At 67.3% G+C, this 26,235-nt stretch carries 25 protein-coding genes; 11 read left to right on the top strand and 14 right to left on the bottom strand.

Features of this window, described 5'->3' with window-relative positions; genetic code table 11:
• Positions 1-7 precede the first annotated feature (7 nt).
• The 3 genes from NB3_RS18920 to NB3_RS18910 all read left to right on the top strand — a co-directional run bounded on the left by NB3_RS18920 (position 8) and on the right by NB3_RS18910 (position 2,188).
• Complete coding sequence (locus NB3_RS18920) at positions 8-400, top strand: RNHCP domain-containing protein (protein WP_174553225.1); 393 nt, start codon at positions 8-10, stop codon at positions 398-400.
• Between the two features lie 9 nt (positions 401-409).
• Positions 410-820 carry an RNHCP domain-containing protein gene (locus tag NB3_RS18915; RefSeq protein WP_067804904.1) on the top strand — a complete coding sequence of 137 codons (411 nt, stop codon included), beginning with the start codon at positions 410-412 and terminating at the stop codon, positions 818-820.
• Between the two features lie 231 nt (positions 821-1,051).
• The gene (locus NB3_RS18910) at positions 1,052-2,188 is read left to right on the top strand and encodes a hypothetical protein (protein ID WP_218020597.1); all 1,137 of its coding nucleotides are present in this window, start codon (positions 1,052-1,054) and stop codon (positions 2,186-2,188) included.
• A gap of 96 nt (positions 2,189-2,284) precedes the next feature.
• On the opposite strand, the gene NB3_RS18905 is transcribed toward NB3_RS18910, so the two are convergent.
• Together NB3_RS18905 and NB3_RS18900 are read right to left on the bottom strand one after the other, a co-directional pair.
• The gene (locus tag NB3_RS18905; RefSeq protein ID WP_067804901.1) at positions 2,285-2,962 is read right to left on the bottom strand and encodes a maleylpyruvate isomerase N-terminal domain-containing protein; all 678 of its coding nucleotides are present in this window, start codon (positions 2,960-2,962) and stop codon (positions 2,285-2,287) included.
• On the bottom strand, positions 2,955-3,347 hold the full coding sequence (locus NB3_RS18900) for a hypothetical protein (RefSeq protein WP_067804897.1): 393 nt from the start codon (positions 3,345-3,347) through the stop codon (positions 2,955-2,957). Before NB3_RS18900 ends, NB3_RS18905 begins: the two co-directional genes overlap by 8 nt.
• A 50-nt stretch (positions 3,348-3,397) precedes the next feature.
• Between NB3_RS18900 and NB3_RS18895 the strand changes: the two genes are divergently transcribed.
• Entirely contained in the window at positions 3,398-3,988 is a 591-nt protein-coding gene (locus NB3_RS18895) for a TetR/AcrR family transcriptional regulator (protein WP_067804894.1), read from the top strand.
• Positions 3,989-4,414: 426 nt separating this feature from the next.
• Here NB3_RS18895 and NB3_RS18890 read toward each other — a convergent pair whose 3' ends face one another.
• The 5 genes from NB3_RS18890 to NB3_RS18870 form a co-directional block, all read right to left on the bottom strand.
• Complete coding sequence (locus NB3_RS18890) at positions 4,415-5,926, bottom strand: lectin-like domain-containing protein (protein WP_067804891.1); 1,512 nt, start codon at positions 5,924-5,926, stop codon at positions 4,415-4,417.
• A gap of 474 nt (positions 5,927-6,400) precedes the next feature.
• Positions 6,401-6,913 carry a hypothetical protein gene (locus tag NB3_RS18885; RefSeq protein WP_157111868.1) on the bottom strand — a complete coding sequence of 171 codons (513 nt, stop codon included), beginning with the start codon at positions 6,911-6,913 and terminating at the stop codon, positions 6,401-6,403.
• 496 nt (positions 6,914-7,409) lie between these two features.
• The gene (locus NB3_RS18880; protein WP_157111867.1) at positions 7,410-8,186 is read right to left on the bottom strand and encodes a hypothetical protein; all 777 of its coding nucleotides are present in this window, start codon (positions 8,184-8,186) and stop codon (positions 7,410-7,412) included.
• A gap of 174 nt (positions 8,187-8,360) precedes the next feature.
• Positions 8,361-9,704 (bottom strand): DUF6492 family protein, encoded by a 1,344-nt coding sequence (locus tag NB3_RS18875; protein ID WP_157111866.1) that lies wholly within the window; start codon positions 9,702-9,704, stop codon positions 8,361-8,363.
• A gap of 19 nt (positions 9,705-9,723) precedes the next feature.
• Positions 9,724-11,055, bottom strand: coding sequence for an FAD-binding oxidoreductase (locus tag NB3_RS18870; protein WP_244891971.1), 1,332 nt, complete (start codon positions 11,053-11,055; stop codon positions 9,724-9,726).
• 1,181 nt (positions 11,056-12,236) lie between these two features.
• Here NB3_RS18870 and NB3_RS18865 point away from each other — a divergent pair.
• A complete protein-coding gene (locus NB3_RS18865) occupies positions 12,237-12,803 on the top strand; it encodes a dihydrofolate reductase family protein (RefSeq protein WP_067804881.1) in 567 nt (188 codons plus the stop codon).
• Between the two features lie 136 nt (positions 12,804-12,939).
• Complete coding sequence (locus tag NB3_RS35135) at positions 12,940-13,203, top strand: hypothetical protein (RefSeq protein ID WP_157111865.1); 264 nt, start codon at positions 12,940-12,942, stop codon at positions 13,201-13,203.
• Between the two features lie 96 nt (positions 13,204-13,299).
• Here NB3_RS35135 and NB3_RS18860 read toward each other — a convergent pair whose 3' ends face one another.
• From NB3_RS18860 to NB3_RS18850, 3 genes are all read right to left on the bottom strand, one after another.
• Positions 13,300-13,743, bottom strand: a complete 444-nt coding sequence (locus NB3_RS18860) for a hypothetical protein (protein WP_067804879.1) — start codon at positions 13,741-13,743, stop codon at positions 13,300-13,302.
• Between the two features lie 368 nt (positions 13,744-14,111).
• Complete coding sequence (locus NB3_RS18855; RefSeq protein ID WP_067804876.1) at positions 14,112-14,801, bottom strand: response regulator transcription factor; 690 nt, start codon at positions 14,799-14,801, stop codon at positions 14,112-14,114.
• Positions 14,798-16,573: a sensor histidine kinase gene (locus tag NB3_RS18850; RefSeq protein WP_169810707.1), complete on the bottom strand. Its 1,776-nt coding sequence runs from the start codon at positions 16,571-16,573 to the stop codon at positions 14,798-14,800. Before NB3_RS18850 ends, NB3_RS18855 begins: the two co-directional genes overlap by 4 nt.
• 196 nt (positions 16,574-16,769) lie before the next feature.
• Here NB3_RS18850 and NB3_RS35620 point away from each other — a divergent pair, with 196 nt between their 5' ends.
• The 4 genes from NB3_RS35620 to NB3_RS18830 are packed head-to-tail and all read left to right on the top strand — an operon-like array spanning position 16,770 to position 20,891.
• Positions 16,770-17,396 carry a twin-arginine translocation signal domain-containing protein gene (locus NB3_RS35620; RefSeq protein ID WP_067804869.1) on the top strand — a complete coding sequence of 209 codons (627 nt, stop codon included), beginning with the start codon at positions 16,770-16,772 and terminating at the stop codon, positions 17,394-17,396.
• Entirely contained in the window at positions 17,393-19,381 is a 1,989-nt protein-coding gene (locus tag NB3_RS18840) for a serine/threonine-protein kinase (protein ID WP_067804865.1), read from the top strand. The genes NB3_RS35620 and NB3_RS18840 overlap by 4 nt, the downstream gene beginning before the upstream one ends.
• Before the next feature lie 2 nt (positions 19,382-19,383).
• Positions 19,384-20,508 (top strand): caspase family protein, encoded by a 1,125-nt coding sequence (locus tag NB3_RS36595; RefSeq protein WP_067804863.1) that lies wholly within the window; start codon positions 19,384-19,386, stop codon positions 20,506-20,508.
• On the top strand, positions 20,505-20,891 hold the full coding sequence (locus NB3_RS18830) for an effector-associated constant component EACC1 (protein ID WP_067804861.1): 387 nt from the start codon (positions 20,505-20,507) through the stop codon (positions 20,889-20,891). The genes NB3_RS36595 and NB3_RS18830 overlap by 4 nt, the downstream gene beginning before the upstream one ends.
• A 151-nt stretch (positions 20,892-21,042) precedes the next feature.
• Here the strand turns inward: NB3_RS18830 and NB3_RS18825 are convergent, their stop codons facing one another.
• On the bottom strand, positions 21,043-22,479 hold the full coding sequence (locus NB3_RS18825; protein ID WP_067804858.1) for an FAD-dependent monooxygenase: 1,437 nt from the start codon (positions 22,477-22,479) through the stop codon (positions 21,043-21,045).
• 40 nt (positions 22,480-22,519) lie between these two features.
• Positions 22,520-22,678 (bottom strand): hypothetical protein, encoded by a 159-nt coding sequence (locus NB3_RS36815; protein WP_244891966.1) that lies wholly within the window; start codon positions 22,676-22,678, stop codon positions 22,520-22,522.
• 867 nt (positions 22,679-23,545) lie between these two features.
• Between NB3_RS36815 and NB3_RS35120 the strand changes: the two genes are divergently transcribed.
• Positions 23,546-23,752, top strand: coding sequence for a hypothetical protein (locus tag NB3_RS35120; RefSeq protein WP_157111863.1), 207 nt, complete (start codon positions 23,546-23,548; stop codon positions 23,750-23,752).
• Between the two features lie 174 nt (positions 23,753-23,926).
• On the opposite strand, the gene NB3_RS35115 is transcribed toward NB3_RS35120, so the two are convergent.
• Positions 23,927-24,505: an LLM class oxidoreductase gene (locus tag NB3_RS35115; protein WP_157111862.1), complete on the bottom strand. Its 579-nt coding sequence runs from the start codon at positions 24,503-24,505 to the stop codon at positions 23,927-23,929.
• A gap of 96 nt (positions 24,506-24,601) precedes the next feature.
• Positions 24,602-25,966, bottom strand: a complete 1,365-nt coding sequence (locus NB3_RS18815) for a DEAD/DEAH box helicase (protein WP_067804853.1) — start codon at positions 25,964-25,966, stop codon at positions 24,602-24,604.
• Positions 25,967-26,235: the final 269 nt, after the last annotated feature.

The following is a 26,235-nucleotide window of genomic DNA, read 5'->3' as shown; positions in this document are numbered from 1 at the left end:
GTTAGGAGTGATCCGGGTGTCCAGTAACACCTCTTCGTCTCACCGCGGTCCCAGCCCGTCGCTGCGGACCGATACCTTCACCTGCGTCCGTTGCGGGCTCGTCGTCGCGACGCTCGCGCCGGACCACAGCCGGCGCAACCACTGCCCGAGCTGCCTGAGTTCGCGACACACTCACGACCACGTCGAGGGCGGCGCGTCCGATTGCGGCGCCCGCATGGTTCCGCTCTCGATCGCCGTGCTGCGCACGGGCGAATGGGCCGTGGTGCACCGGTGCACCCGCTGTCACGAATTGGCGCTGCACCCGGTGTGTGGCGACGACAATCAGCTGATGCTGATGCGGATGGCCGTGCGCCCGCTGGCCGAGCCGCCGTTTCCGCTCGAAGTGTTCGGCGATCTGTAGGGGTACGTGATGCCACGACGGAAACCCGAGGCGCGCCGTCCGCAGCGCGCCAAGCACGTCTTGCACGGGCGCGGAGGAGAATCCGGCGACATGTTCCGCTGCGTCGAGTGCCGCAGGGAGGTGGCGGTCCACGCGCCGGGCACCGCGCACCGCAATCACTGTCCGCACTGCCTGGCCAGCAAGCACGTCGACCGGCGTGTGCCGGGCGACCGGGCCGAGTCCTGCCGCGGCCGGATGGCCGCGGTGAGCATGTCGGTCCGGGATGATGGCGAATGGCTGCTGGTCCACCAGTGCCTGGCCTGCGGGCGCCTGCGGGTCAACCGCATCGCGGGCGACGACAACGCCGTGGCGCTGATGCGGATCGCGTTGCGTCCGCTGGCGGATCCGCGGATCGGCCGCCGGGTGATGCTTTCGCTGTGATCGACCGGTGAACCGCTCGGGCCGCGTTGTTCTCGGCCCGAGCGGCCGCCGGATCAGGTCCACCCGCCGTCCCGCTAGGAACGGAATCCGGCGCTGAGGAACCACCGATAGCGGTGCGGCCTTCCCGCGCCTGGCGAGCCCTTCGATGAAGGGGGCGAGGACAATGAGGTCGCGTGAGGATCGGAACGAACCCGTTCGGGCGGAGCGGGGTAGCGGTGTATTCGAGCGGCCGTGGATGAGCACCGGCGTGACAGGCTTTCGATCGAATCTGCCCGCCGGCTCCAGCGACAGCTGCCGGCCGAGATCACACCGGGACTGACCGACAGCGAATTCGACACCATCGAATCCCGCTACAACTTTCGATTCGCCGAGGACCACCGAGCCTTCCTAGCGGCCGGACTTCCCGTGGACGAGCCTGGTGAGTCCGGGTGGCGAGGCTGGCCGGACTGGCGACGCGACGACCCGGAAGTCTTGCGTGCGTGGCTCGCTCAACCCGCCGAAGGTGTGCTTTTCGACGTCGAACACAACGGTTTCTGGCACCCAGCATGGGGTGACCAGCCCGCCGATCCGATCCGATGTCTGGCGATCGCGCGCCGCGGGCTCGAGGACGCGCCGCGGCTGGTTCCTGTTTTCGGTCATCGGTTCCTGCCCGGCGTCGCGGGGCAATGGGGTCACCCGGTGCTGTCGATTGTACAGACCGACGCGATCTACTACGGCCTCGACCTTTCCGACTATTTTCGGCACGAATTTCTGGGACAGGCCAGCGACCTCGACTCGGCTCACGCAACAGTTCCCTTCTGGAACTACCTGCTCGGTGACAGCGGCGGACCACCGGACTTGAGGGTCGTCGCACCGTCTGATCCCTACGCTGTCAGTCCCGACCAAGCCGTAGAACGACTGCGCATGCTGGCGCTGGAGCGTCTCATCGGACACCGGGTGGAACCGGAACAGCTCATCGAAGCCGCCCTCGTCGCACTGGTTCTCGATATCGACAGCGAGTCCCTGCCTCTGCTTGGTGGACTCACCCGAGCAGAGATCGAACTAGCCGAAGACCTGTTCGAAAGGGTGTTGAACGAACTCGGCATCGTGGCAACGATTCCCACCGATGAGTGCGATGTCCGGCGCCTGCTGGTTCGATGGTGGCTCGGTCAGATCTCACACGGCCATCTGTCACCCGTGATCGGTGCCGAACTGATCGCGACCCAGGCTTGGATGCAACTCGACCGGCCGCAATCGCTGCGCCCGCTGCTAGAGCTCGCCGACCGCTACAGCGACTGGGAAGCCAACCAAACCGCCACGCCTTTTCAGCTTGCTACAGACATCGTTACCGCGGCGCGGGGGCTTTTGAACGGCTCGTGGGCGTACTGATCAGCTCTCGGGCAGGCGAAGAGCAGCTCGACCGCCAACACCGATCGGCGCGGCACTCAGTGGGCATGGCGGTTGATGCCTGCTGGTGGGCAGGTGTCAGCTGAATCGGCGCCAGTGAGTGCCGGTGCGGGCGAGTTCGGTGTGCTCATCGCGGGTGAGGGGTGTGCGGCCGCTGCCTTTTGCCAAAGCTGTCGGGGTGTCCCAGCCGAGGCGGTCGGCTGCCTCGGTGACGCCGAGGAATTCGGCGACCAGGGTCGCGGCAGTCGGTGTGGTCCAGGCCAGGGTGTCGAGGGCGGCGGTCAGATCCAAGCCGTGCAGAACCAGTTCCACGACGCGAGTGAGCAGGAACTCCCGCAGAATCATGCCGTCACCCCAGCGGGTAACGATGAGCCGGTCGAGTGGATGACCGGCGACGACGTGCGAAGCGAGGCGGCGCTGGTGCTGGAAGGCGGCGACCAGAGTCACCGGATCGGGGTGGGCGGCTGCGTCGCGTTGCGCGGCCGCTACTCGTTCGGCGTTGGCGGCCGCGTCGAAGATGCCGGGATGGTAGTAGCCGGCCGCATCGAGATCGGCGTGAGGGGGCGGCGCGACGGCCAGTCCGGCAGGCACCCGGGCGACCGCGGAGGTGACATGGGCGATCAGTTCGGCCACCGTCCACGGCGGACAGGGAGTCGGACGGGAGAACTCGCTCCCGGTGAGTGCGGCCAATGCCTCTTCCCACCGGGCGCTCTCCTCGCTGAACGCACGCACTACGGGCTCGGGGATCTCAGGCATCGACTTCACCCCGTCTGGCGCGCAGGGTGATCAGGACGACGAGCGCGGCGGACACGGCCAGAGTGGGGTGCACGATCCGGTCGCGCATGTCCACGGGGATGACGCCGAGGATTTCGCCGCCGCCGAGGATTCCCAGCAGCGTCTCCAGCGCGTACAAGGCGCCGACCGCGGTCACCACCGTCAGTGGACGCAGTCGTAGACCTACCAGCAACGTCAGCGCGACCACCAGTTGCAGGCAAGCACGCCAACCCGATCCGGGCAGGGTGAATTCCGCGCCTGTGATCAGCGTGGTGACGGATCGGACGAGCAGGAACGCGCCGACGATCAGGCAATACCATTGCGCGACAGCGAATGTCGAGAGTTTTCGAGAGGTGACGGTGGACATCGAACTCCTTGTTGCCAGTGCGGCAGTAACAGTAGCCTTATACTGCCACAGTGGCAATAGTGGCGGGTAAACGGCGCAGGCGTTCAGCGGACGAGGCGCGGTCGGAGATCCTGGCCGCAGCGAGTGCGTTGTTACGGGAGCAGGCCGTCGAAACGGTGACGGTGAGCGCGATCATGAGCCGGACGACGTTGTCGCGGAAGTCGTTCTACGTCTACTTCCCCGACCGGGTCGCGCTGCTGCGAGAGCTGTTGGCACCGTTGCGTGCCGAGACCGATGCCGCGATCGCGCGGTGGCGCACAGCGCCGGATCCGCGAGCCGCGGCACGTGCAGCGCTGGAGTCCGCGGCGCGCATGTATCAGCGCGACGGCGCGGTGCTGCGCACCTTGGCGGCCGCCTCCCAACGCGATGCCGAAGCCGCGCAGCTGTGGCGGGAGTTCCTCGCCCCCCTCGAAGAGGCGGCCGCCGAGACGATCGCCCAAGCCGACGACCGGTTACCCGCGTCCGCCACGGCTCGGGCACTCGTCACGATGAATGTGCACCATCTACTCGACGAGGCCGTCGACGCCGCACCCGAAACCGTCGACATCGCAGTGGAAACCCTGGCCGCCATCTGGGAACGCACCCTCTATCCACACGACTGACGAGTGCCGTCTTCGGCGACCTCTCGGGGAGCGAACGGCGTCTCGGCATTCCGTGACCGGTCCCGCTCTGAAAGTGCCCGGGTTGCGTACACCTCAGCCGCGCAACGCCGCCGCCAGTTCGGCGCACAGCGAATTCGGATGCGGGATCCGAGGCCCGTCCGGGGAATCGACGTTGTGCCACGGCACATCCCGTGCGGTGCCGGCCGGGCGGGTGAAGACGTGCTGGTGGAGGTGAACACCAGGCCACGCTCATCCAGGATCCGGTAGGACGTCGACATGGACGCCACCTCAGCCGACGGGCGGAAGGTATTTCCGGGCGAGCCCGGGACTCAGCACTACACCCGACAACGGCGCGAACAGCGTCAGGATGAAGTGGTTCTCGCCCCATCCTGACGCTGTTCTGCTGCTGTATTGCGTCGGGTCCGACTATGGGCGGGTCACCTCGGTAGCCTGGAGGTTGCGCAGGACGCCGTCGCCGGCCTCGTGCTGGGAGGGGTAGAGCAGTTGCACGGCCACGGTCAGGGGCGTGCCGGGCTCGATGGTGTGGGTGTCATCCGGCGTGGTGATCACGACCGATCCGTCTGTGCCGTCCTCGATCACGCGGTACCACTGACTCTGCTGGGGATTGATGCGTGTCCGTGGCGGGACGTCGAAACGGATCTCCCACCACACCACCCGCTGCTCGTGGGCGGCCAGCGTGAGGTCATAGCTGATGACCCATCCCTTCGCGTCGTCAGGCCAGGTCTGGGGCCACTGCCCGACGATCGCGGGGGAGACGGTGACGGGGGGCCGATCGACGTCGGTGGTGACCGAGCCGGAGTGCCGTTCGGCGGTATTGGCGCGTGAGGGCGAGGTGATGAGGCTGGTGCAGGTGAGGCGGCCCTCGAACTGCGGGTCGATCGTGCCGGTCAGTTGGATGACCGCCTTACCGCCCTTGGGCAGGTCGATCGGCAGGTGCAAGCCGTCGCGAACCGATCCGGTGCCGCAGACGGCCCCGTTCTCGGCCTGGCAGGTCAGTTCCAGGTCGGTCAGCTCTGTCGGAACAGTGCCGTCCAGCACGGCGTCGGGGGCGTCGTTGGGGCCGAGGTTCTGCACGCCGATGGTGTAGGTGATCCGATGTCCCGACTGTGCCGTCTGCGGGCCGCTGATCTCCAGAGGCATTTCCGCGGGCAGTGTCACCTTCAGGTTCCTGATGCGGTGAGAGGCGGTCGCGGCGCCGGTTCCGGCCGCGAAGCCCAACTTGAAGGTCTCGGGCACGCGGGGCTGACCGCTCGCGCCGCCGAGATCGAAATTGTCGATCAGCAGGGTGCCGTTCGGGTTGGTCCTGTCGGCGTGCCGAACGGTCAGCCGACCGCCGATGATGGAGACCTGGATGTGCGCGCCGCGCTCCCAGTCCGCGCGGAATCCACCCGGCACCGTAACGCCGGTTAGCCAGCCGAATCCCTCCCGCAGACTGCCCGCTCCACGTACCCCGACGGTGTTGGGCCGTTGCGCGCCGCCTCCGGTACCGGCCAAGGGTGTGGCGAAGTTGCCATAGTTGTCGAAGCCGACGCCGACGAACCCGGCAGTGACCCCGGGCGCGACGATCTGCCCCGACCCTGTTTTCGTCATCGAGTAGCCGAGTGCGGCGCCGATACCGCCGGGCTGAGTGGTGTGCGCGCCGTCGATCACGTAGACGCTGAAGCCGTCGCCGAGCATTGCTGCTCCCTCGCAGGAGTAGTCGAAGTCGATGGTGACCCCGAGCGTGGACGAGAACGGCTGATCGAGGAACGCCGTCCCGGCCTGGGAATTGGCGTTGGGCGTCAGCTCCAGGCTGCCGTCGTGCAGCCGCGCGCTGCCCAGCAGTTGCCAGTGCGGGTTGGTCACCGTCTGCTGGGTGAACGATTCCACGATCGGGAACTGTGCCTGCTGGATGGTGACCGGTGCATACGTCGTCATAGTCGAACCCTCCTTGGCCGGATGTGCCATGAGATGAGCGATTGCGCCATGCAGATCGACTCCGCCGCAGATGCAGCGGAGCCTCGGTCCAGTGATGTGGCTCCTGGCCGAGCAACCCAGAGCCACACAGTCGACTGTAGGAACATCCGAACGCGACCGATTCACCCCTTTCGAGTGAATCGGGGCAACCGTGCGGCTCGCTCGGTCGGCGAACCACGCCCAGACGCAGGCGTGGTTTGCGTTTCCGCACCGTGAACGAAGACCCGCCGCCGTGTGTGACAGAGTGGCTGTGCCTGCTCGGCATCGTTGACAATGAAAGCTTTCGACGCCGAGACCACGCAATGAGGCCGGTTTGGTCGGAGTCACGATCATGGCGCTGGATGATCACGCCGGACTGGTGCCGGTCAAGCAAAGTTTTGCTCACAACGCAGTTCCCTGGCTCCCCCCGCTGAGCTGACCTGTGCTCGGCAGGGGTTACTTCTTCCTCAGTCCGTCCAGGGCCTGCTGGGCTTGATTCCTGGCGACGGCGCCGAGCTCGTCGAGGTTCACCGAGGGCTCGCCATGCTGGCGCAGGATGGGGATGCGCACTCGCACCGAGACGTTGCTGTCCTGCACGCCGACGAGGTAGTCCATTCCAGTCGTGTAGCTGGATTCCGATACCGCGGTGTGCCAATAACCCTGGGCGCCTATGCCGGTCATTTCGCCGGAACTCGATCCCGGCCCCGGAGTGGTGTCTTGGCGTTTCCAATCGTCATAGGCGGGAGCGGCTCCGGCCGCTGTGAACTCGACGCTGAGGTCGACGGCCGCTTGATTCCAGTGGACGCCGTCGCGCGCGAGGCTCTTGTAGCTGAATTGGCATGACAGACGGCCGGGGGTGTAGACGCTCGGCGGAGTTTCGTGGTGGGAGGGCGGCTGGTCCGGTGTGGACGACCACTGGAGCAACGGGGCGGGATCGATCAGATCGCACGCGTTGGCGATCCTGCTCATCGAATAGATCCCCGGCGCCGGTTCCGGACGTGGGGTGGCCGTGGCGGTAGACGATGTCGCCGCTGCGCTGGCGGACGCTTCGACAGGGACGGACCCACTGCCACCGGCGCCGTCGGCGATGACGATGCCGATCACCACACCGGCGCCCAGCATCGCCACCAACGCGACGACACCGGCTGCGAGCAGACCCCGCTTACGGTAACCGGCAGAGGAGGACGCACCCTGCTGTGCCCACGGCTGATACTCCTGACCAGGTTGGCCGTACCCTGTGACCGGCCGTGTCCAGTCGCCGGTCGACGAAGGTGCTTGCCGTAGAGCGGGATCGGAGTCGCCCGGGACGGGTGGGCTGGGTGTGTGCCGCGGGTCCGTCATCTCTCGCAGCCCTTCGATTCCTCGACGTGATCACCGTCGACCCCTCCGTTTCGCGCCGATCGTACTGCGCCGGTGTCCGAGTAGCCACCGACCATCCGCATCGGCCCGTTCGAGTCGATGGTCGCTAGTTCTGGCGCAGTCCGGCCAGCACCTTGCGCGTTTGGGATCTGGCGACCGAATCGAGTTCGTCCCGGCCGACCACCGGTGCTTCCTTTTCGCGTGAGAGGTCGATCTCCACCCGCACCGCGACACCGCCGTCCCATACGCACATCACGTATCTGGCGTCCACGATGCCGCCGAAGTTGTCGTCTTCGAACTGCCAGTAGCCTTGGGTGCCGATTCCGGTGAACTCCCCGGACGTCACCACGGATCCGTCATCGGCGAGGTCGGCGGCGCTGCGTTTCCAATGGTCGTACGTTCGCGAAGCCGAACCATTCATGACGTCGGCCCGGACTCTGACCGTCGCGGTGTTCATGGGAAAGGTGTCGCCGGTCGAATTGCCGTAGTGCAGATTACAACTCAGGGTGCCGAAGTCGCCGGATGACGGAGTTTCCTCATGTGTCGGATCGAGGTGCGGCGCCGACGCCCACCTGGTCAATGGAGTGAGATCGACAAGGTCGCACGCATTGGTGACCGCCCTCATCGAATAGGTCACCGGTCCCGGCGGCACGATGGCCGAGGCCGTATCGCTGTCCTGAGCCCGCATCGTGAAACCGATCACCACCCCCAACACCAGCACAATCACTCCTAGCCCGACTAAACCGGCAACAATCAATACCGGCTTGCTTCGGCCGACCCGCTGCGTGGGAGCCGCCGTCGGCAGAGGTTGTTGCGGCGGCCAGTGCCCCCCACCGGCGTGCTGGTGCCCGGTAATCGGGTGACCGGAGGGTGGAGCCGACATGCGAGAGTAGACGTCCGAATCCGGGACCGGCCGGCCATCTGTCGAAAATGGCCGCGCAAGAGAATCGGCGTCAGCCGCCCGCCTATGATCATCCGATTCGTGCGCAGCGCCAGTCATGTCTGTAGCCCCTCCGGCCCTGAACGGGCCCCCGCCACGTCGTCGAGTCGGCCCTGATCATAGCTGTTCTTTCGATCGGGCTGCGGGGGCGATATGGAGAGCGCCTTGGTTGAGGCCGAGCATCAGCGGCCCCTGGGTCGCTTGCAGCTTGCTGCGTAGCTGGTCGGGGATGTAGTCCATGGTGGCGATTCGGTTGGCGTAGTTGAGAAAACTGTGGCAGCCGACTGCCTTCACTCCCGCCCGGCTGATGCCTGCGACAGCTTCGGCCAGTGTCCACGAGGCATTTTCGGCGGACTGGATGATGTCGATGGCGTCGAGGTGCCGTGACCGGATCTGGGCAGCGAAGAACCTTGCCGCGAAGCGGCGGTAGAGCACATACTCCGAGGCGCCGGTCCATTTCGTGTGTTCTATCGTCGCCAGGAATGCCTCCCAGAACGGTCGCTCGTGCTGATCTTCGACTCGCCGGATCAGGTCCGCGAGTATCTCCCTGTCGAACACCATGTGATGCTGCATCCCGCTGTACGGATCGACCGCCCGCCACTCGGCGAGTAGCCGGGTCGCGGCGGCGATGGCGGAGTGGCGGTCAGGCATCGCGTGCCTGCGGGTGCCGAGGCGCCATCGCAGCGGGTAACCGAATGCCAGACAGGATCTGCCGTCGCTCTCGACGAACACGACATCGTCGACGATCGCATAGTCCGCGTCGAGCACCAGGAGGTGCCGGACGGTTCTCGGCAGGATGTGGAAACAGTTCAATTTGACCAGCTGCTGGAAATACCAGGAGGAATTATGGTGACGGCCGCCGACTCTGCGCAGGGCCGCCTCGATGGCGGCCGGTGTCGGCGAGATCGCTTCCTCATCGATCCACTGCACCACGTGCTCGGTCCGCACTTGTTCGCGCAATGGCGCGGATCCGACTATATGCACCGACCGGATCTGATTACGGCAGTGCGCCCTCAGCCCGGTGATGCAGGCGTCGAGGCTGGACAGGTCCTTGGCCGCTACCGGAATCATGACGTCGATTGCCGGTAGGCGCGTAGTGTCGGTGACCACGTTCGTACTCCCGTAGGCTGGTCGGCGGCGGTAACCGTAGCCGGTATCCCTGGCTCTCGGAAAGCCTCGCACCGTTGGCATTTCAGCACTGGCAGTCGGTGAGCGCCGTTCCTGCGTCTTGGTCGATGAAGACACTACTGCCTGCCGCGCAAGTCTTGACCGGCCGATCGAGACCAGGCCGACCCCAATCGGATGCCGGTGACGGTGGACAGGACAATCGCGGCGGTGGAGTGCAGGCCGACTGATCCCGCGCGGTAGTGGTATCGAGAGCCGGCAGCCGGCCAGGGTCGATCGTGCGCAGGACCGCCAGCGAAGCGGTGAGCTAGGTGGCGGGGCCGCGGCGACAATCATGACCGACTATCGATCGGTGTTACGCGGGCGGGATGCTCTGCTCGTACTGGAAGACGTTGTACGGGTCGTACTTCGCCTTGATCCGGCGCAGTTGCTCGAAGTGCTGTCGCCCCCAATAGGCGGTCGCCCACTCTTGCATTCCGGCGTTCGGCACGTTGACGTAGGCGCCGTCCGTGTAGGGCCGCAGCGCCTGGCTGAACTCGGCGATCCAGGCCTGGGCCTGCGGGGTCAGCGGGTCGCTGACGCCCGGTTGTGTCGAACGCGTCCCCCACGCCGCGCCGATCTCACCGTAGAAGAGAGCGTCGCGATGCACGAACGCCGTCCCGCCGCGCGGCTCGCTCTTGATCGCCCCGCCGAAGGCATCGACGAAATAGTTGCTCTCCTCTGTGGGTGCGTTTCGCATGAAGGAGCCGATGATGTCGATCGCCTTCGCTGGGAACGGCTCTTTGACGAACTGCGAGAAGAATTTCCAGTTCGCGGGCTCTTGCTCGAGCGGGATCTGGGCTTTTGCGAAAATATCGCCCCAATTACCGACCTGCACCGTGACCTCGGGCGTGCCGACCGACAGGATCGGAGCCAGCATCTCCCTGGCCTGCGCCGCCGCACCTTCCACAAGCCACGCGGACAGCAGGATCTGGGACTTGTGGACCTCGAGCTCGGATCCCAGGCGGCTGTCGGCGGACGGCACCGTACGCTGCCATGCCTCGAAGACCCCAGCCAGATCCCCGAGTCCATCCCATGTCGCCTGCACATTGGCGAGCCCCGTGAGCGGATACACCTGGTAGGTGAGTTGTGTGACGATCCCGAAGTTGCCGTTTCCCGCGCCGCGAAGCGCCCAGAGCAGATCCGAGTGCTGCTGCGAGTCCGCGTTGATCACCTCGGCGCAGTCCTGACCCGAAGGGACGACGACCTCGGCCGCCATCAGGCTGTCGCAGGCCATGCCGGCCCATCGGTTGAGCGGCCCGAGGCCACCGCCGAGCGTCGCGCCGCACACGCTTACGCTGCCCTCGCTTCCGGTCGTGATCGCGAAGTTCTGCTTCGCGAGCGACGTCACCGCTTCCAACTGGTTCAGCCCGGCGCCGACCGTCGCGGTTCGAGCGCCAGGGTCGATCCGGACCGACTCGAGCCGGCTGACGTCGATCACGATGCCGTTGTCGACGTTCGACCAGCCTTCGAGGGCGTGGCGGCCGCTGCGCACCCGCAACACGACGTCGTGCTGCCGCGCCCACGTGAGGGCGTTCACCACGTCCTGTGTGTCCTGCGCGAAGACGATGACCAGCGGATAATGCGAAAAGAGCTGGTCCCAGCCGAGGCGTGCGTCCGTGTACGCCGCGTCACCGGGGCGAACGATGTAACCGGTCAGCGTCGCGGGCGGGCATCCCGGGCTCGCATACGCGATATCCGGAGTGTCCGCGGCTATCAGGCCCGAAACGACGACCGCTCCCATGCCGGCGGCCGTCGACGCCCTGAGCAGGTCACGACGGGAAAGATCACTCAAGTCCACTCCTCTCCGGTCCCTGCAGCGCCGCACGACGCTTGGCGTAGATCTCAGCGACCGCTATGTGCTCTGCACGGCCGGACAACCCGTCGCTGAGTAATCTCGGAGCGCTCGGATCTCGGAGCGGGGCCGCAGGCGTCGCCGAGTCGGTGATCGGCATGACGCGACGGCACGACGCGTCGCTCCCGCCGGGCTCCCATCGTTCTTCATCGGTTCGGTCACCGGTTCTCGCCGCCCTGGGTGAGTATGCCATGATTTGCTGAATAGTTGCCAGGAGTCGATCACCGAGAATCGGCGCTCCCTTACTTTCCGAATGTCAGCCGACGGCATGGCGAACTGTTGAGTTCGTCCGGCCGCTGACGCGGCTATGGACATGTGCACCCTTGAAGCGGCGGCGCGAGTCCGACACGGCCGCGGGCTCCTGGGACTCTCAACCTGCGCGTCTACTTGGGCCGAGTGGGTCATCACCGCCAGACCCGGATTCGGGTTCGACCAAGTGCCTCGCGGGTGAAACGCCGAAATGCGCCACACCTTCGTTCGTAGCTCGCGGGGTTGCGTCCAGTGGCGGGCACGGTCGGGGAGGGGCTGGTGGTGTCCGACGACGCTCGGCCGGCGCAAGTGAGGAGTAGCGCGGCCGCGGCGTCCGGCTCATCGGTCAGCTGAGGCCGTATCCGATTCCGAACGTGATGGCGAGCCATCTGAGGACCATGTGGAGGTCGACGCCGAGATCGAGGCCGAAGGGGCCCATCGATCTCATCTCCTTCCGAGATCGAGATTTCTGCGGTTCCCCGACCTGTTCATGATTCTATCGCTGGTCACAGCCTTGCTGCATCATCGATCGGCACTGATGGACGGTTGATCGGCGTGTTCGGCGGCGCGGGTGCGGCCGAGGGGAACGGAGCGTGATGGGTCGCCGGGGCGGTGGACCTCGATGAGGGTGAGGAAGGGGGTGCGGTGGGCGAGGCGTACAAGAAATCAACAATTCTCGTGGTGGCGTGGCGATGAGTTTTGCCCTTCGGTGCAGTCTGATCTGCATGGGCAGACTCATCTATGGCTTCAACGTGTCGGTGGACGGCTACATCGCCGACGCGCAGGGCAACATCGACTGGTCCGATCCGAGCGAAGAGCTCCACCAGTACTGGAACGACTTCGAGCGGGAAACCGCCCTGTCGTTCTACGGGCGGCGGCTCTACGAACTCATGTCCGCGTACTGGCCGACCGCCGACAAGGCCCCGGACGCCACCCCGCTGATCGTCGACTTCGCCCGCATCTGGCGCGACATGCCCAAGGTCGTGTTCTCCCGCACCTTGGAGTCGGTCGACTGGAACTCCCGCCTGGAACGCGGCGACCCGGTCGAGGTGGTGACCAAACTGAAAGCAGAAACCGACGGCACGTTGGAGGTAGCCGGCGCAACGCTGGCCGCCCCGATCGTGCAAGCCGGACTGGTGGACGAGTACCGGCTCGTGGTCACGCCCACCGCGGTGGGCGGCGGCACCCCGTTCTTCCCGACACTGCCGTCATGGATCTCGCTGCGACTGTTGGAGAACCGCACCTTCCCGGGCGGCACGGTCCTGCTGCGCTACGAGGCGAAACGCGACTGATCGGACATACAGGGCGGACGGCCGCTGCGGGGCCACGGACGGCCTGAGTGGAGGGCGGCCGGTCCAGGTCCGCGCCCCGGTTTCATTGGCGAGCAGCTCGGGCTGTAGCGCATGATCCGGCGGAATCATGCGGTCGGTGTCCACTCTGGCGCAAGGCGCCACCAGCGCCGACTATTGGGCCTCCGACCAGCTGTATCGATCGATGAACACTGGATGCAAGGACCACATCTTCGGCATGACGGGCCAGGGCGGAGCCACGCGAACAGGCTGTTCTTCATCGACGCCTTCCTCGGATGCCTCCTGCCGCGTCACAGCGCAATGCAACGGCGCGAACGATCGCAGCCCGCGAGAGTCGGTGCAGTACGGCGCTCCGCAGGACACCCTGGATGGCGCTGTCTGAGCCGAACTAGCCTGGGAGGCCGGTGATCCTGTAGACCCGGCCTTCCAGAGCAGATCCGCGGGGCTGTCGTGCGCGAGGGGCGGCGGCCGGCTCGGGTCAGGTCAGTTTCATGCCGTGGACCGTGTCCCCCGGAATCACGCCGCCACGGGGTCCGACTCGATAGAAGGCGGCGGTGACAGTCATCAAGGTTCCTGCGGCTGCGGGGGTGAGTTGGCCCCTGGTAGCGGAGATGGTGACCGTCGTCGTGTGGGGGGAACGGTCGCATGTCAGCTTCATCTGGTTGGCCCCTTCCACCCTGAGATTGCTGGGGGCGTTCGCCAGCGCGAAGGCTTGGATGCCGTCGACGTAGGGGCGCTGCGGATCGGTCGTCCAGTTGGGGGGACATTGATAGTCGACAGTGACCCTCGCCTGACCGTCGCCGATGCGAGTGATGGCGGTGGGGGTGACTCTGTGGTTGGTGCCCGCATGGGCGGCCGGGGCGGCGGTGATCAGACCGGCCGCGGCTGTGAGGGCACCGAGCGTGCCGATGATGATACGCATCCAACTTCTCCCGTTCGTCAGTGTGAAACCGCAAGCAGTCGAAGAACAGACAGACGATACGGCGGAGAACGTCTTGTGGAAGTCACCCGGCCGGCCTCGTGTGTCGGCGCTGTCGGGCATCCACTGGGGCAATCTGTCCATCCGACAACCGCCGACGACCCACGGCCGGGGTTGCCCGCCCCACCAAGCCCCCCCCGTCGACCCCACGCCGGAACTGCGATCGCACGCCGGAAACGCTCCGTTCCGCAAGAAGATACGCCGATTATCGACCGAAGCCGGTCACGCCGGAGGTGGCCGATTCGGCCCGGGCCGAGGTGATCCGGCAGCGCTACACCAGAACGGCCCATCACCTGGCCGCCGGAGACGCCTCAGTCCGGCGTCGAATTCGTGCTGCGCAGGAAGGTGAGGGCGGCCAGGACGCGCTGGTTGTAGAGCGAGCCGCGCCGGTTCAGTCCGGTGGTCTCCGGCAGCGCCAGTTTGCTGGTGATCGCGGACAATTGCTTCTCCACAGTACTGATCTTGGTGCGCAGCGTCTGCGCGATGCCGCGGTTGGAGCGGCCCTCGGCGACCAGAGCGAGAATGCGCCGCTCGTGCGGTGTCAGCTTGTCCAGCGGATCGGTCACCCGGTGGCGCGACATCAGTTTGCTGATGATGTACGGGTCGATGACCACCTCACCGCGGACGATTCGGGTGAACGCGTCGATGAGCTCGTCCAAATTGCCGAGTCGTTCCTTGCCGAGATAGCCGACGGCACGCGGGATCTCCTCGATGCTGAGCAGACGCTCGGCGTACGCGGCCTCCAAGTAGTCCGAGAGCAGCAACAGACCGACGTCAGGATAATTCGCCCGCACGAGTTCGGCGATATCCAGACCGTCGGTGTCTTGGAAGGCGGTCAGCCGGATGTCGAGCAGGGCGAGATCGGGTGCGTGCTCGTCGATCAGCGGCAGCGCTTCCGGCCGGGTCGATGCCTGGGCGAGCACGTCGATGCCGCGACCGCGCAAGGCGTCGGTGAGCAGATCCAGGAAGAGGCCGCGATCTTCGACGATGACGATTTTCATGACGTCGCTCCCGTCTCGGGCGCCTCGGGAAGCCGAGCGCGCAATGTCGTTCCGTGACCGGCCTCGCTGATGATGCCCAGCTCGCCGCCGACGCCCTCGACGCGATGGCGTAACCCGGTCAAGCCGTCGCCCGGGCGGGCGCCGCCGTGGCCGTCGTCGGTGATTTCGATGACGAGATGCCGGTCGTCCGGGTGCGCTCGCACGTGCGCGGTGGTCGCACCGGAGTGCTTGTAGACGTTGGCGAGCGCTTCGCTGATCACGAAATAGGCGGTGATCTCCACGTGTTTCGGCCACCGTCGCGCGGTCAGTTGGAAGGTGACCGGCAGCGGGGCGCGATCGGCCAGATTCTCGATCGCGGCGCCGAGGCCGTGTGCGTTCAGGACGGCGGGATAGATGCCCTGGGTGAGGTCACGCAAGGCGCGGATGGTGTCGGTGAGCTCGGCGTGGGCGGCCGAGACCGCGCGCCGCGCCTTCTCCGGTTCCGGCTCCTCGCCCGAGGCCAGCGCGCGGTGGGCGCTGTCGAGCAGCATGAGGATGCGGAAGAAGCGCTGCTGGGAGCCGTCGTGCAGATCCCGTTGGATTCGCCTGCGTTCGTCGAAAGCCGTCTGCGCCAACCGCAGACGGGAGAGGCGGAGCTGTTCCAGCTGCGCCTGCTGGGTGGCGTAGAGGCGCGCGTTGTCGATGGCCAGGGCGACGGCCGTGATGGCCGCGTCGGTCGCCTCCGCCTGACCGTCGAGCGCGGCGTCGTGCTCGATCACCGCGATGGGGTCGCCGCGGCGCCGGACCACGGTCGCCGAGCGGGCCGGGGTGTGGCCGGTCACGGTCACCGGCTGGCCGTGGATGTCCACGTACCGGCCGTCGCCCAGGACGTAGGCGATGGTCAGCGTGGGATCACCGAGGGAGCGTCGCAGCGCGGCCTGCAGTGCCCCGGGATCGGAGATCGAGGCCAGGTCGCGTTCGATGTCGTTGAGCAGATCGACCACGCCTTGGTGGGCGAGTTTGCGCACCAGCCAGCGGACCAGATACAGCAGCGGGATCAGGACGATGACCGCGACGGTGAACAACGACGCGAGCACGGCTTTGGCTTGGACGGGCGCGGGTATCACGGTAACCACCGCTTCCGCGATCTTGATCGCCGCGGTCGCGCCGATGCCGATCCAGACCGGGCCGGCGGGCCTGCGGCGCACCGGTGCTGCCACCGCCCAGCGCCGTACCACGATGGCGACGGCCGCGACGCCCATGACGACGCCGAGGACGCTGCCGGTCGCCCCCCAGAAGGTGACCGGGCGGTGGATACCGATCGCCCACGGCGGTTCAGGGTGATCGACGACGTACCGCACGACCTGGGTGCCCGTCGCGATGAGGTGCGAAGCGATTACGAAACCCTGGTCGAACCTGCTGCTCAATCGACCGGTGGGCCAGGCCAAGAGGACGTGCGCCGCGATACCCATCCAGCTGTAGGCGAGGCAGAAGCCGATCGCGAACAGCACACCGTCGGCAGCCCTGAGGTACTGGAGGTAGTACACGGCGGCGCCGAGCACCATCAACCATCCGATGCGCGGTGAGGGCAATCGGACCCAGGCGACCACGCCGGCCGCGATAACCACCAATCCCGCGCTCCGTGGCGGTATTTCCTGCCACCAGAGCGGCGTCCACACCGCCCAGGACACGGCCATGGTCCAGCACGTCACGCCCAGCGCGGCGAGCCCGGCCGCGGCCGCGGGCGCCCAGCGCGGCGCCCGCGCAGGACGCGCGTCGCTCTCAGCAACCATGACCGTCACCGCACGATCTCCTCGTTTTCCCCCGCTGGCCCGATCATCCACGACCACACCACAGACGCAACCAAGGTTTCCACCCATCCGCGTCCGAGTTTCCCGTCGCGCGGGCGGCGGATCACCGGGACAGCGCACGCCGCTCGAGCCGCGAGAATATCCCTGTCGGCACAGCCGATTTCGAGGGGAAGATGCCATGAACGAGTACTGGTCGAATTTCCGCGCCGTCCGTCGGCTGCCGCGTCCGGTGGACCGCAGACGGTTTCTCACCCGCGCCGCGGCGGCGGGAGCGGGTCTGGCGCTCGGCGTTGCCATAGCGCCGAAAATTGCTTTCGCCGGGTCCAATTCGGGCTTCCGGTGGTGCAGCCGCTGCCAGAACATGTGGTTCGCGTGGGGCGATGATCAGGGCCACTGCCCGGTCTCGCATCTCTGGGACCACAGCCACTACCAGGACGGCAGTGCGGTCTACTGGTTTGTCGACGAACAGCCCGAGATCGGCCAGGATCGCGCGGGCATGCTCGGCCTGAAGTGGTGCCGCACCTGCAAAGCGGCGTACTTCTCCTTCGATCGGGGCGTCTGCCCGAACAACTCGGAGGGGCACACACCGTCGGCCGAGACCTACCGCATCGAAACGGATCTGCAGCCACCACTGTCGGACTTCCCGAAACAGCCCGGCTGGAACCGCTGCACGAAATGCCAAGTGCTGTACTTCGGCCCGAATTGGATCGACAGCCATTGTCCGGCGGGCGACGCGCACCGCGGAGCGGCGGTCGACTCGGGCGCGGGATGGCGGTTCGAAGGCTACTTCCCGAGGATTCGATGAGCCACCGGACACCACACGACGACACCGGGACCGCGGGCGTGCTGCCTGCAGGGTTCTCGGCGGTCGAACTGCTGGACGACGACGTGGTCGCGACGGTGACGTCGATCGCCGACCGCGACGGCCGCGAGGCCGTGCTGACCCTCGCCAAGGCGCCCGCGCCGGACCAGGGGCGCACGGCGTTCCGGCGGTGGGCGAAGGCGCTGCTCGACATCTCCGCCGGCCCGCACGTCGCCCGGATGATCGCCGCCGACATCACGCTGGACGGACGGCCCTTCCTGATCGTCGAGAGTGGGCCCGTGCTCGCCGACCACCTCGACGAACACGGCCCGCTCTCGGTGCGCACCACCCGCGAGCTCGGCATCGCGATCGCGGACGCGCTGGCCGCCGCGCACTCCGTCGACCTCCCGCACGGGGCGCTGCAGCCCGCCACGATCCTTCTGACGAACGACAGGCCGGTACTGGCGGGCTTCGGCATGAACGCCCCCGGCTTGGCGATGCCCGCTGCCGTCGACGCGTACACCCCGCCCGAGGATCTGCCCGCGGCGCTGGCCGGCCGGATCGTGGCCGGGCCTGCCGGTGACGTCTACCGCCTCGGCGTCACCATGTATGTGTTGCTGGGCGGCGAATTGCCCTGGCAGGAAGCGCTGTTCGACCTCGGGGCGCGTAGTGTCGCGCTGCCGGAGATACCTGGTGTCGCCGCCGAATTGGTGGCGCTGCTGCGGGCCGCGACCACGGCCGATCCGCTCGCCCGGCCGAGCGCGGCGCAATTGCGTGACTGGCTGGCGGGGATCGTCATCGATTCCGACCATCGCGCGACCGGCGCCATCCCGCGTGAACTCCTCACGGGCAGCGGAGTACGCAAGGTCGGACGCCGCAGAGCGGCATTGCTGGGCGCGGCCGGCCTCGGGTCGGGGGCGGTGGCGGGAACCCTTGCCCGGCACGCGAGTCCGGGTACCCCGCCGCCCGCGCCCATCGCGCTGCCGAATCTGGCGCCGGTGCTCCCCGCTGCGGCGACGGCCGCCACCGGTGGGTTGTCGATCATCACCGTCGTGGCGATCACCGTCGTCACGGTGACGGTCGGCGTGGTCGGCGCGATCACCGCTCCGCGCATCCTGCCCGACGTCTTCGGCGGCGCGCAGCCGTGCGACTCGGTGATCGGCGACCGTCGCTACGCCGACGTGCTGGCCGACTCGGCGCGGTTCCTGAACGACAACGGCTACAACTTCGTCTTCAAATTCGCCACGGAGGCCAACGCACGCGGCTCGGTCGACCTCCCGGCGCGCACCGCCGCCTTCGTCCTCGAACCACCGGGCAGATACCGAGGGGAAGTCCGTGTGGAAGGTGACGACCTCCTGCTCAGCGGACCAGTGGGCGGAACGGCTCCGGGCACCTGGACCCGGCGCCCCGTGGCCACCAACCCCATCGCCCGCGCCGTCCTCGGCGTGCCGGGAATCGCCGCCGAGACACTGCGCACAGCCGATCCCGTCGAGCGCGACGGGTGCGACTTCACCGGGCAGGTGGACGTCGGCGCGCTCCGCTCCGCCACAGGGCAGCCCGCCGGGACGGGCCGCGCCGCCTTCGAAGCCGGAATCCGGGACGGCACCGGCGAATTGCGCTACTTCAACATCGAGACCGGCAATCCCGCGCAGGACATCGAGCTGAAAGTGGAGCGCTCCGCTTCCCCCTCGGCGCCAGGCGACCCGGAGCCGACGAAGTCACGCACCGATCTGTCCGGCCGCTGGACCAACAACGAGTACTCCTTCCTCACCAACGGCTCCGTCGCGGGGCTGATGATCGGCGACCAACCCGCGTGCAGGTCGACGACAGTGCGTTCCGCCGGGACCAGTATGGACGTCCAGTTCGACTGCCTGCCCGGGACGCAGCTGCCGCGAACCGTCGCCGTGCACGCGGAGCTGCTCGACGACGAGCACCTGACGCTCACCGGGAACGCAGTGCTCAGCGGCACCTACCGGCTGGCGAGCTGACGATGACGCGGCTACCCGATCCTCTTCGGTCGCGCGCCGTCCTCGTCGGCGCGAGCAGTTATGCCGACCGAGATCTCGCCGATCTGCCCTCCGTGCGCGCCAACGTGACCGACCTCGCGGAGATCCTCACCTCCGATCACGGCACCGACCTGCCCGCCGCGCACTGCACCGTGATCACCGAGGATCGGCCCATCGCCGAACTCGGCGCACGAGTCGAGCGAGCGGCCGAGGACGCGGAGGACCTGCTGCTGTTCTACTACGCCGGGCACGGCCTGCCGGACAACTCCGGCGGGCTGTACCTCACTCTGCCGTCCACCCGGACGACCACCCTGCGGTGGACGGGCCTTCCGTTCGAGACGATCCGGGAGGCGTTCGCCGAATCGAGGGCGCGCAACCGGGTGGTGATCTTGGACTGCTGCTACTCGGGGCGCGTGATCGGAGACCGGATGTCCAGCGGCGCACCGACCTTGACCGGTCAACTGGACGTCGACGGCACCTTCACACTGACCTCCACCCCGCGCAACGAACTGGCGATGGCGCCACCGGGCGCGATCCACACCGCCTTCACCGGTGAACTGATCACGCTGCTGACCGAAGGCGATCCCGAAGGACCCGAACTGCTCACCCTCGGGCATATCTACCAGCGGCTCCGGTGGACGATGGACCAGCGCGGCCTGCCCCTGCCCGAACGCTGCGGCACCCGGACGGCCGATCTGCTGGCGCTGGCACCCAACCGCGGGGACCGCGGCGCACCGATCTCCGCGACCGACCGCTACGCCGAACAGGTGCGGCAGCGGACCGCGGCGCTCGGCCCCGACCACCTCGCGGTACTGGCGATGCGCGACCGGCACGCCTTCGCGGTCGGCGAATCCGGCGCGGCGGCGGAGGCAGCGCGCCTGTACGCGGGTCTGGCCGCCGATTTCGCCCGCCTACTCGCCGCCGATCACCCGGAGACGCTGCGGGCGCGGGAGCAGCACGCCCGGTGGACCGCGGCCGCGGGAGACCAGGCCCGCGCGGCGGAACTGCATGCCGCGCTGCTCGCCGACCGCACGGACGTCGGCCGAGCCGTCCGCAGCGGACCCCGGGCGGTCGGCCGGTCCCGCGCGTCCCGGAAGGAGCCCCCATGACATCCCACCTCGCCCACCTGCGGGTTGTCGTCGGCGACTACGACGACCTGCTGTCCCTGCGGTCCTGGCTGCGGGACGAGGACGCCCTGCGTGGCCGGATCGAACTCGTCCACGCCGCTCCAGCTCCCGACCGAATGGGCAGTCTGTCCGATGCCCTGATCATCGCGCTCGGCGCCGGCGGCACCCTCACCGTGCTGGCCCGTGCCATCCCCGACTGGCTGCTCCGCCACAAGAATGTCACCATCGAGATCACCGGTCCGCAGGGCAGATCCGTCACGATCTCCGCGACGGGCGTCCGCGACCCGCGTGCCTTGATCCGAGAAGTCCTCGCCCGCAACGGAAACGAGTCCGAAGGGCATGGTCTTCCGGATGCGGATCAGTGATCCGCTCCCGCGGGGCGAAGGCGCAGTCCAGCGCCGAGTTCGCTTCCGGATCGAAGGCTATCCAGGACGCTCGACGGCCGCGCGCGGCGAGTACACCACGGCCACCTTCGTCGGTGCGGCAGCGCTCGACAGTTGTCGGCGCGGTCTGTACTCAGGCGAGACCAGCGGTGGACAGCGCGGTTGCCAGGTCGGCGTCGTGGTTGCCGACCCAGGCCAGGTAGCCGTCCGGTCGGATCAGCGCGGCTGTCGCTCCTGCCCACTGTGGCCGGTCGTGGACGGGGACTGCTCGTGCGAGCGGCAGATTCGCGGCCGGTTTCATGGCGCCGGTGAGATCGACCAGTACGTGGCGTGCGCCGGCGAGGGTCGCGAACAGTGTGCGGCCATCGGTGAGTGGCAGGTCCGGGGCGCGGTGACCGGTCAGGGGGTGTGCGCCGGGGGCGGCCGGGTAGGTCGCCGACAGTCCGGACAGGTGCTCGCCGAGTGTGCGAGCGAACTCGGGTCGGTGGGTGATCATGTCGGACAACAGGGCGCGCAACTGCCTGCCGTCCGGTGAGAAGGCGGTCATCAGTGCGGCCTGGGCTTGGGTGATGTGCAGTGCTCTGGTACCGATCGGGTGCCGCTCGGTGTGGTAGGTGTCGAGCAGGCCGTCGCGTGCGCGTCCGGAAACGGTGGCTGCCAGCTTCCATCCGAGGTTCATCGCGTCCGCGAGCCCGAGGTTCATTCCGATTCCGCCTGCCGGCATGTGCTGGTGTGCCGCGTCACCGGCGAGCAGTACCCTGCCCGCCCGGTAGCGTTCGGCTTGCCGGGCGGCATTGCCGAAGCGCGACAACCACTTCGGCGAGTGCATAGCCCAGTCCGTGTGGACGATCGTGCGCGTCTTCCGCTGAAGTTCGCACAGGGTGAGAGGACCGGGCCAGTCGGTCCGCAGATCCTCGGGGGTGATACCGATCAGGCGATATGTCTCGCCGGCCAGCCGCACACCCATGAGCAGTCCCGCCTCGGTCCACTCCGTGAAGACCGGCTGAGGCGGCGGATCGGCGAGTTCGACATCGCCGAGCCAACCCAGCAGTGTGGAATCGACGCCGGGATAGGCAATGCCCGCGGACTGCCTGACCGTGCTGCGGACGCCGTCGCAGCCCACCACCCATTCGGCCTCGATGTCGGCCTCCTCATCGAGGTGCACCGTGACCGACTCGGCGCGAACGGTCAACCCGGTCACCCGCTGCCCGCGCCGGACATCGGCTCCGGCCGCGCGAGCGTGTGTTTCCAGCAGTTGCTCGGTGCGCACTTGCGGAAGAGTCAGCGTGAACGGGTACGAAGTGTCCAGCAGCCGGAAGTCCAGCCGACTGTCCAGGGCGGCGAAGTGTCCGCTCGGGATGCGGTTGCCTTCGGCTAGGAACCGGTCCACGAGGGCTCGAGATGCGAGGATCTCGAGGGTGCGCGGATGTATGGCCATCGCTTTGGAATTCGGGTCCGGCTCCGTTCGCGCCTCCAACACCAGCACTTCGGCGCCACCCAGGCACAATTCCGCCGCCAACCACAACCCGACCGGGCCCGCGCCGACCACGACAACCTGGCGATGATTCACACCCGATCTCCTTCTCCCCGAGTGACACAAACGCTAGGGGTCAGTCCGCATGGTGGAATCGGCGGCCGAGATCGGCGCCGAGACGTTCGGACTCGCTGAAGCGTTGGAGGGGTTCGACGATGGACACCCCGACCCCGGCATCGCGCAGATCGTGCCGCAGCGCCAGAGCGAAACCGCGCAGCCCGAATTTCGAGGACATGATCGGTTCCTTTCCTGCCGGGCCGATCGGCTCGGTCCAGGTGACGGACTCGTGCGCCCCTTCGGCTTCGGGACTACACCGTGCTGGCCACCTCCGCGCCCCTATCCGGGCAGGTCGGGGTCGTCCGGCCGCTGCGTCTGCTCGGCGTAGAGCTGTTCGTCCTCGGCGTACGACTCGGTGTGGCCTGCGACGGTGGCCATGGTTGCTCCTGTGGTCGGGATCGGCTGCACGCCAGCGTGTTCGACGCCGCTAAAGCCTCGGTTGAGCCGAGGCCGGCGCGCGGTCGACCGGACCTATTGGCTGTGGCCTGCCCTCGACACCACGGGAACCCGCGCGGAGACGGGGAATGGTGTGCACAGCCGCCTCGAACTCTGGCGACGGGTAACGGCGAGTCCGGCCGATCTTCGGTCTGAAGTCGCGGCGTCAATCGGAACGCGACAAAGCCCGGTAGGTGCCGATGACGAATCCGGTGGCGGCCCCCGGCTGCGGTGGATAACCTTCTTTCTGCCAGGGGTCGGAGCAGAGGCCGAGTGGCGTACTATCGGTGCGCAGTGAAGCGATGAGGGTGGGGAAACCGTGAATCAATCACATTCGAGCCCGGGACGCGCCGGTAGCGGAGATGCCGTGCAGCCATCATATGGGGCCTGCCCGCCGCCGGTAGATGTCGGCTCACTGCCGCATGACGTGCTGCAGTGGTCAGCGGCTGCGTTCGGCGCGGTTGCGCCCGCGGCGACTGTGTTCGGTAAGGCGTTCCTCGAAGCGCTGGGTGAGCGTGCCGCCGACGGTGCGGCAGCGCTTCCGGGCAAGCTTCGCCAACGCTGGTTTCAGCGGACAAGGCGATCTCACAGTGGCGTCGAGGTGGTGACCGTGCTCGACATCGAGAACGTGGACGCCGCAGCGATTCTGGTCACCGCCGATCTCCCGGACGACGCCCGTCTGGCCCTGCTCGACCTCGATCCCACCGCGCCTGGCGTGCACGGGAAGGTGTTGGGCTGGGACGTCGAATCCCAGCAGTGGGTACCGGTGGAAATACCAATCACACAGGTGAGTCCACCGCCGGGCGTCGGGGGATAGGATCTGGCCGACCGCGGCAGCGAATCTCTAGGCAGGCCGATCCTGGACGGTGTCCTCCGTCCGGATCGTGGGCTGTGCTCCGCCGCCGCGCTCGCCAGACCGGAGGGGGTGGTCGGGCCCGACGAACGGGTGTCGCTGCGGGCGGGCTGCCCGCACTGCACAATACGAGGGGAGTCATGTCGAACCGGATACGTCAGGCGCATGCCGAAGATCAGCTGCCCGCTGTAGAGGATGGGTCTCGTCGCTGATGAGCAGTTCGTAGGATCTGTGTCGGTCGACCGGATCGAAGAGATTGGTTCTGATCAGGAGTTCGTCAGCGCCGGTCGCATCGACCAGTGCCTGTAACTGTGGCAGCACAGTCGCGGCTGCCCCGACGATCACGCCGGTCAGCTCGTCGTTCCTGTCTCCAGACGTCGCATATCCATGTGCTTCAGCGGTTTCCGGGCTGGGTAGTTGTATCGGTCGGCCCTGTCGGCGCTGGGCAATCTTCATTCTCAACGATCCGGCCAGCCATTGGGCTCGCTCGTCGTTCTCGGCGACGATAACTGCCACGCTGATCGAGATCCGCGGGGCAATCCGGGCGGTATGGTCACCGCTGCCGAGCATCCAGATTTCCGGTCCAGCCCCTGACCTGCTGTGCACGAAACGTTCCACGTCAAGGTCCAAGTGTCGTACGCAATCGCACGGCAACCCATCAGGCACGACTGCCTCGCGCTCGATGGGTTGCCCGCCAGTACCGGCGTCATCAGCCATGTTCACCAGCATTCGATGCCCGGCAATCCGCTGGCGATGCTCAGCGACGCGGCGATCTCGGCATGGGCTTGCCTGGGGGAGCGACCGAAACGGGCCCTATGCGACCGTTCCGCGCGCGGCGTGAGCGCGCGACCGACCTTGCGCCGCACCGCCGTTGCGACGGCCGCTGCTCTGGCGCGGTCCGCCGCTGCCCCTGCGCGGGCCGCCACTGCTACGGTACGGTCCGCTGCTGCGGCGGTCGTCTTCACGGGCCGCCCGCTCGCTGTAGGAGGGCGCGACGAATGGGGCAACCGTGCCGACGAGCTCGGCCACCACGGGCGAATCGGCGGTGACCCGTTGCGGGGTCACAGTGATCTCGGCCTTGCGCATGAGGGCGGTCAGGTCGCGCCGTTCCCCGGGCAGCACCAGGGTGATCACCTCACCGGAGTTGCCCGCCCGCGCGGTACGGCCAGAGCGGTGCAGGTAAGCCTTGTGTTCGGCGGGCGGATCAACGTGCACGACCAGTTCGACACCGTCGACGTGCACGCCGCGGGCGGCCACATCGGTCGCCACCAGCACCAGGGCATCACCGGCGGCGAAGACCGCGAGGTTGCGGTCGCGGGCGCTCTGCGAGAGGTTGCCGTGCAGATCGACGGCCGGAATTCCGGCGAGGGTCAGCTGTTTGGCCAGTTTGCGAGCCTGATGTTTGGTGCGCATGAACAGGATTCGCCGACCCGAGCCCGAGGCGAGCCGGTGTACGACCTCGCGCTTGGCTTCGACGCTCGCGGTTTCGAAAACGTGATGGGTCATGGCGGCGACCGGGGAGTTCGCCTCATCGACGGAATGCAGCTCGGCATCCGGCAGAAAGCGGCTGACCAGCTTGTTGACACCGTTGTCCAGGGTGGCCGAGAACAGCAGGCGCTGACCGTCCTTCGGGGTGGCCGCGAGAATGCGGGTCACGCCTGGCAGGAACCCGAGGTCGGCCATGTGGTCGGCCTCATCGATCACGGTGACCTCGACGGCATCCAGGGAGATCAGACGTTGGTTCATGAGATCCTCGAGCCGGCCGGGGCAGGCGACGACAATGTCGACCCCGGTGCGCAGCGCCCGGACCTGCCGGTTCTGCGGGACCCCGCCGAAAATCGTGGTGACGGTCATGCGGTAGGCCGCGGCGAGGGGTTCCAGTGCGGCCGTGATCTGGCTGGCCAATTCCCGAGTCGGCGCCAGCACCAGGCCGGTCGGGCGGCTCGGTGCGCGCCTACCGGCGAGACCGCCGCCGAGTCGGTCGACCATCGGGATGGAGAAGGCGAGCGTCTTGCCGCTGCCGGTCCGGCCACGGCCCAGCACGTCGCGCCCGGCCAGGGAATCGGGCAGTGTGTCGGTCTGGATCGGAAAAGGTTCGGTGATCCCGGCGCGAGTCAACGCCTTCACCAGCGGTGCGCTCACGCCGAGCGCGGCGAAAGAGACGTCAGCAGAACTCATAGGTGTTGCGGTGCCTTTCGGACATCAGGTGGTGCCCGAGCCGTTTGTGGACCTTCCGGGTCCGCGCCGGGGGCACGAAGTGGCGAGATTGCCGATGGGCAAAATCGATCGCCGTAAGAAGAGCGGATGCGGCAAGCGCTGGTTGCGAAGCGAATGCGATCTACGACGCTTGGCGTGACATGTCACGCACTTGATCAACAATAGCCTGTGATGCGCGGTTCGTACTCATCGGGTGAGATTTCTCGCCTCTGGCCAGGGCTGGGTGGCCA

This window comes from Nocardia beijingensis NBRC 16342, from assembly GCF_001612785.1.
In the GTDB taxonomy this organism is placed as follows: domain Bacteria; phylum Actinomycetota; class Actinomycetes; order Mycobacteriales; family Mycobacteriaceae; genus Nocardia; species Nocardia beijingensis.
The sequence above is the reverse complement of the archived record's forward strand: the minus strand, read 5'-3'. Positions and strand labels throughout refer to the sequence as shown.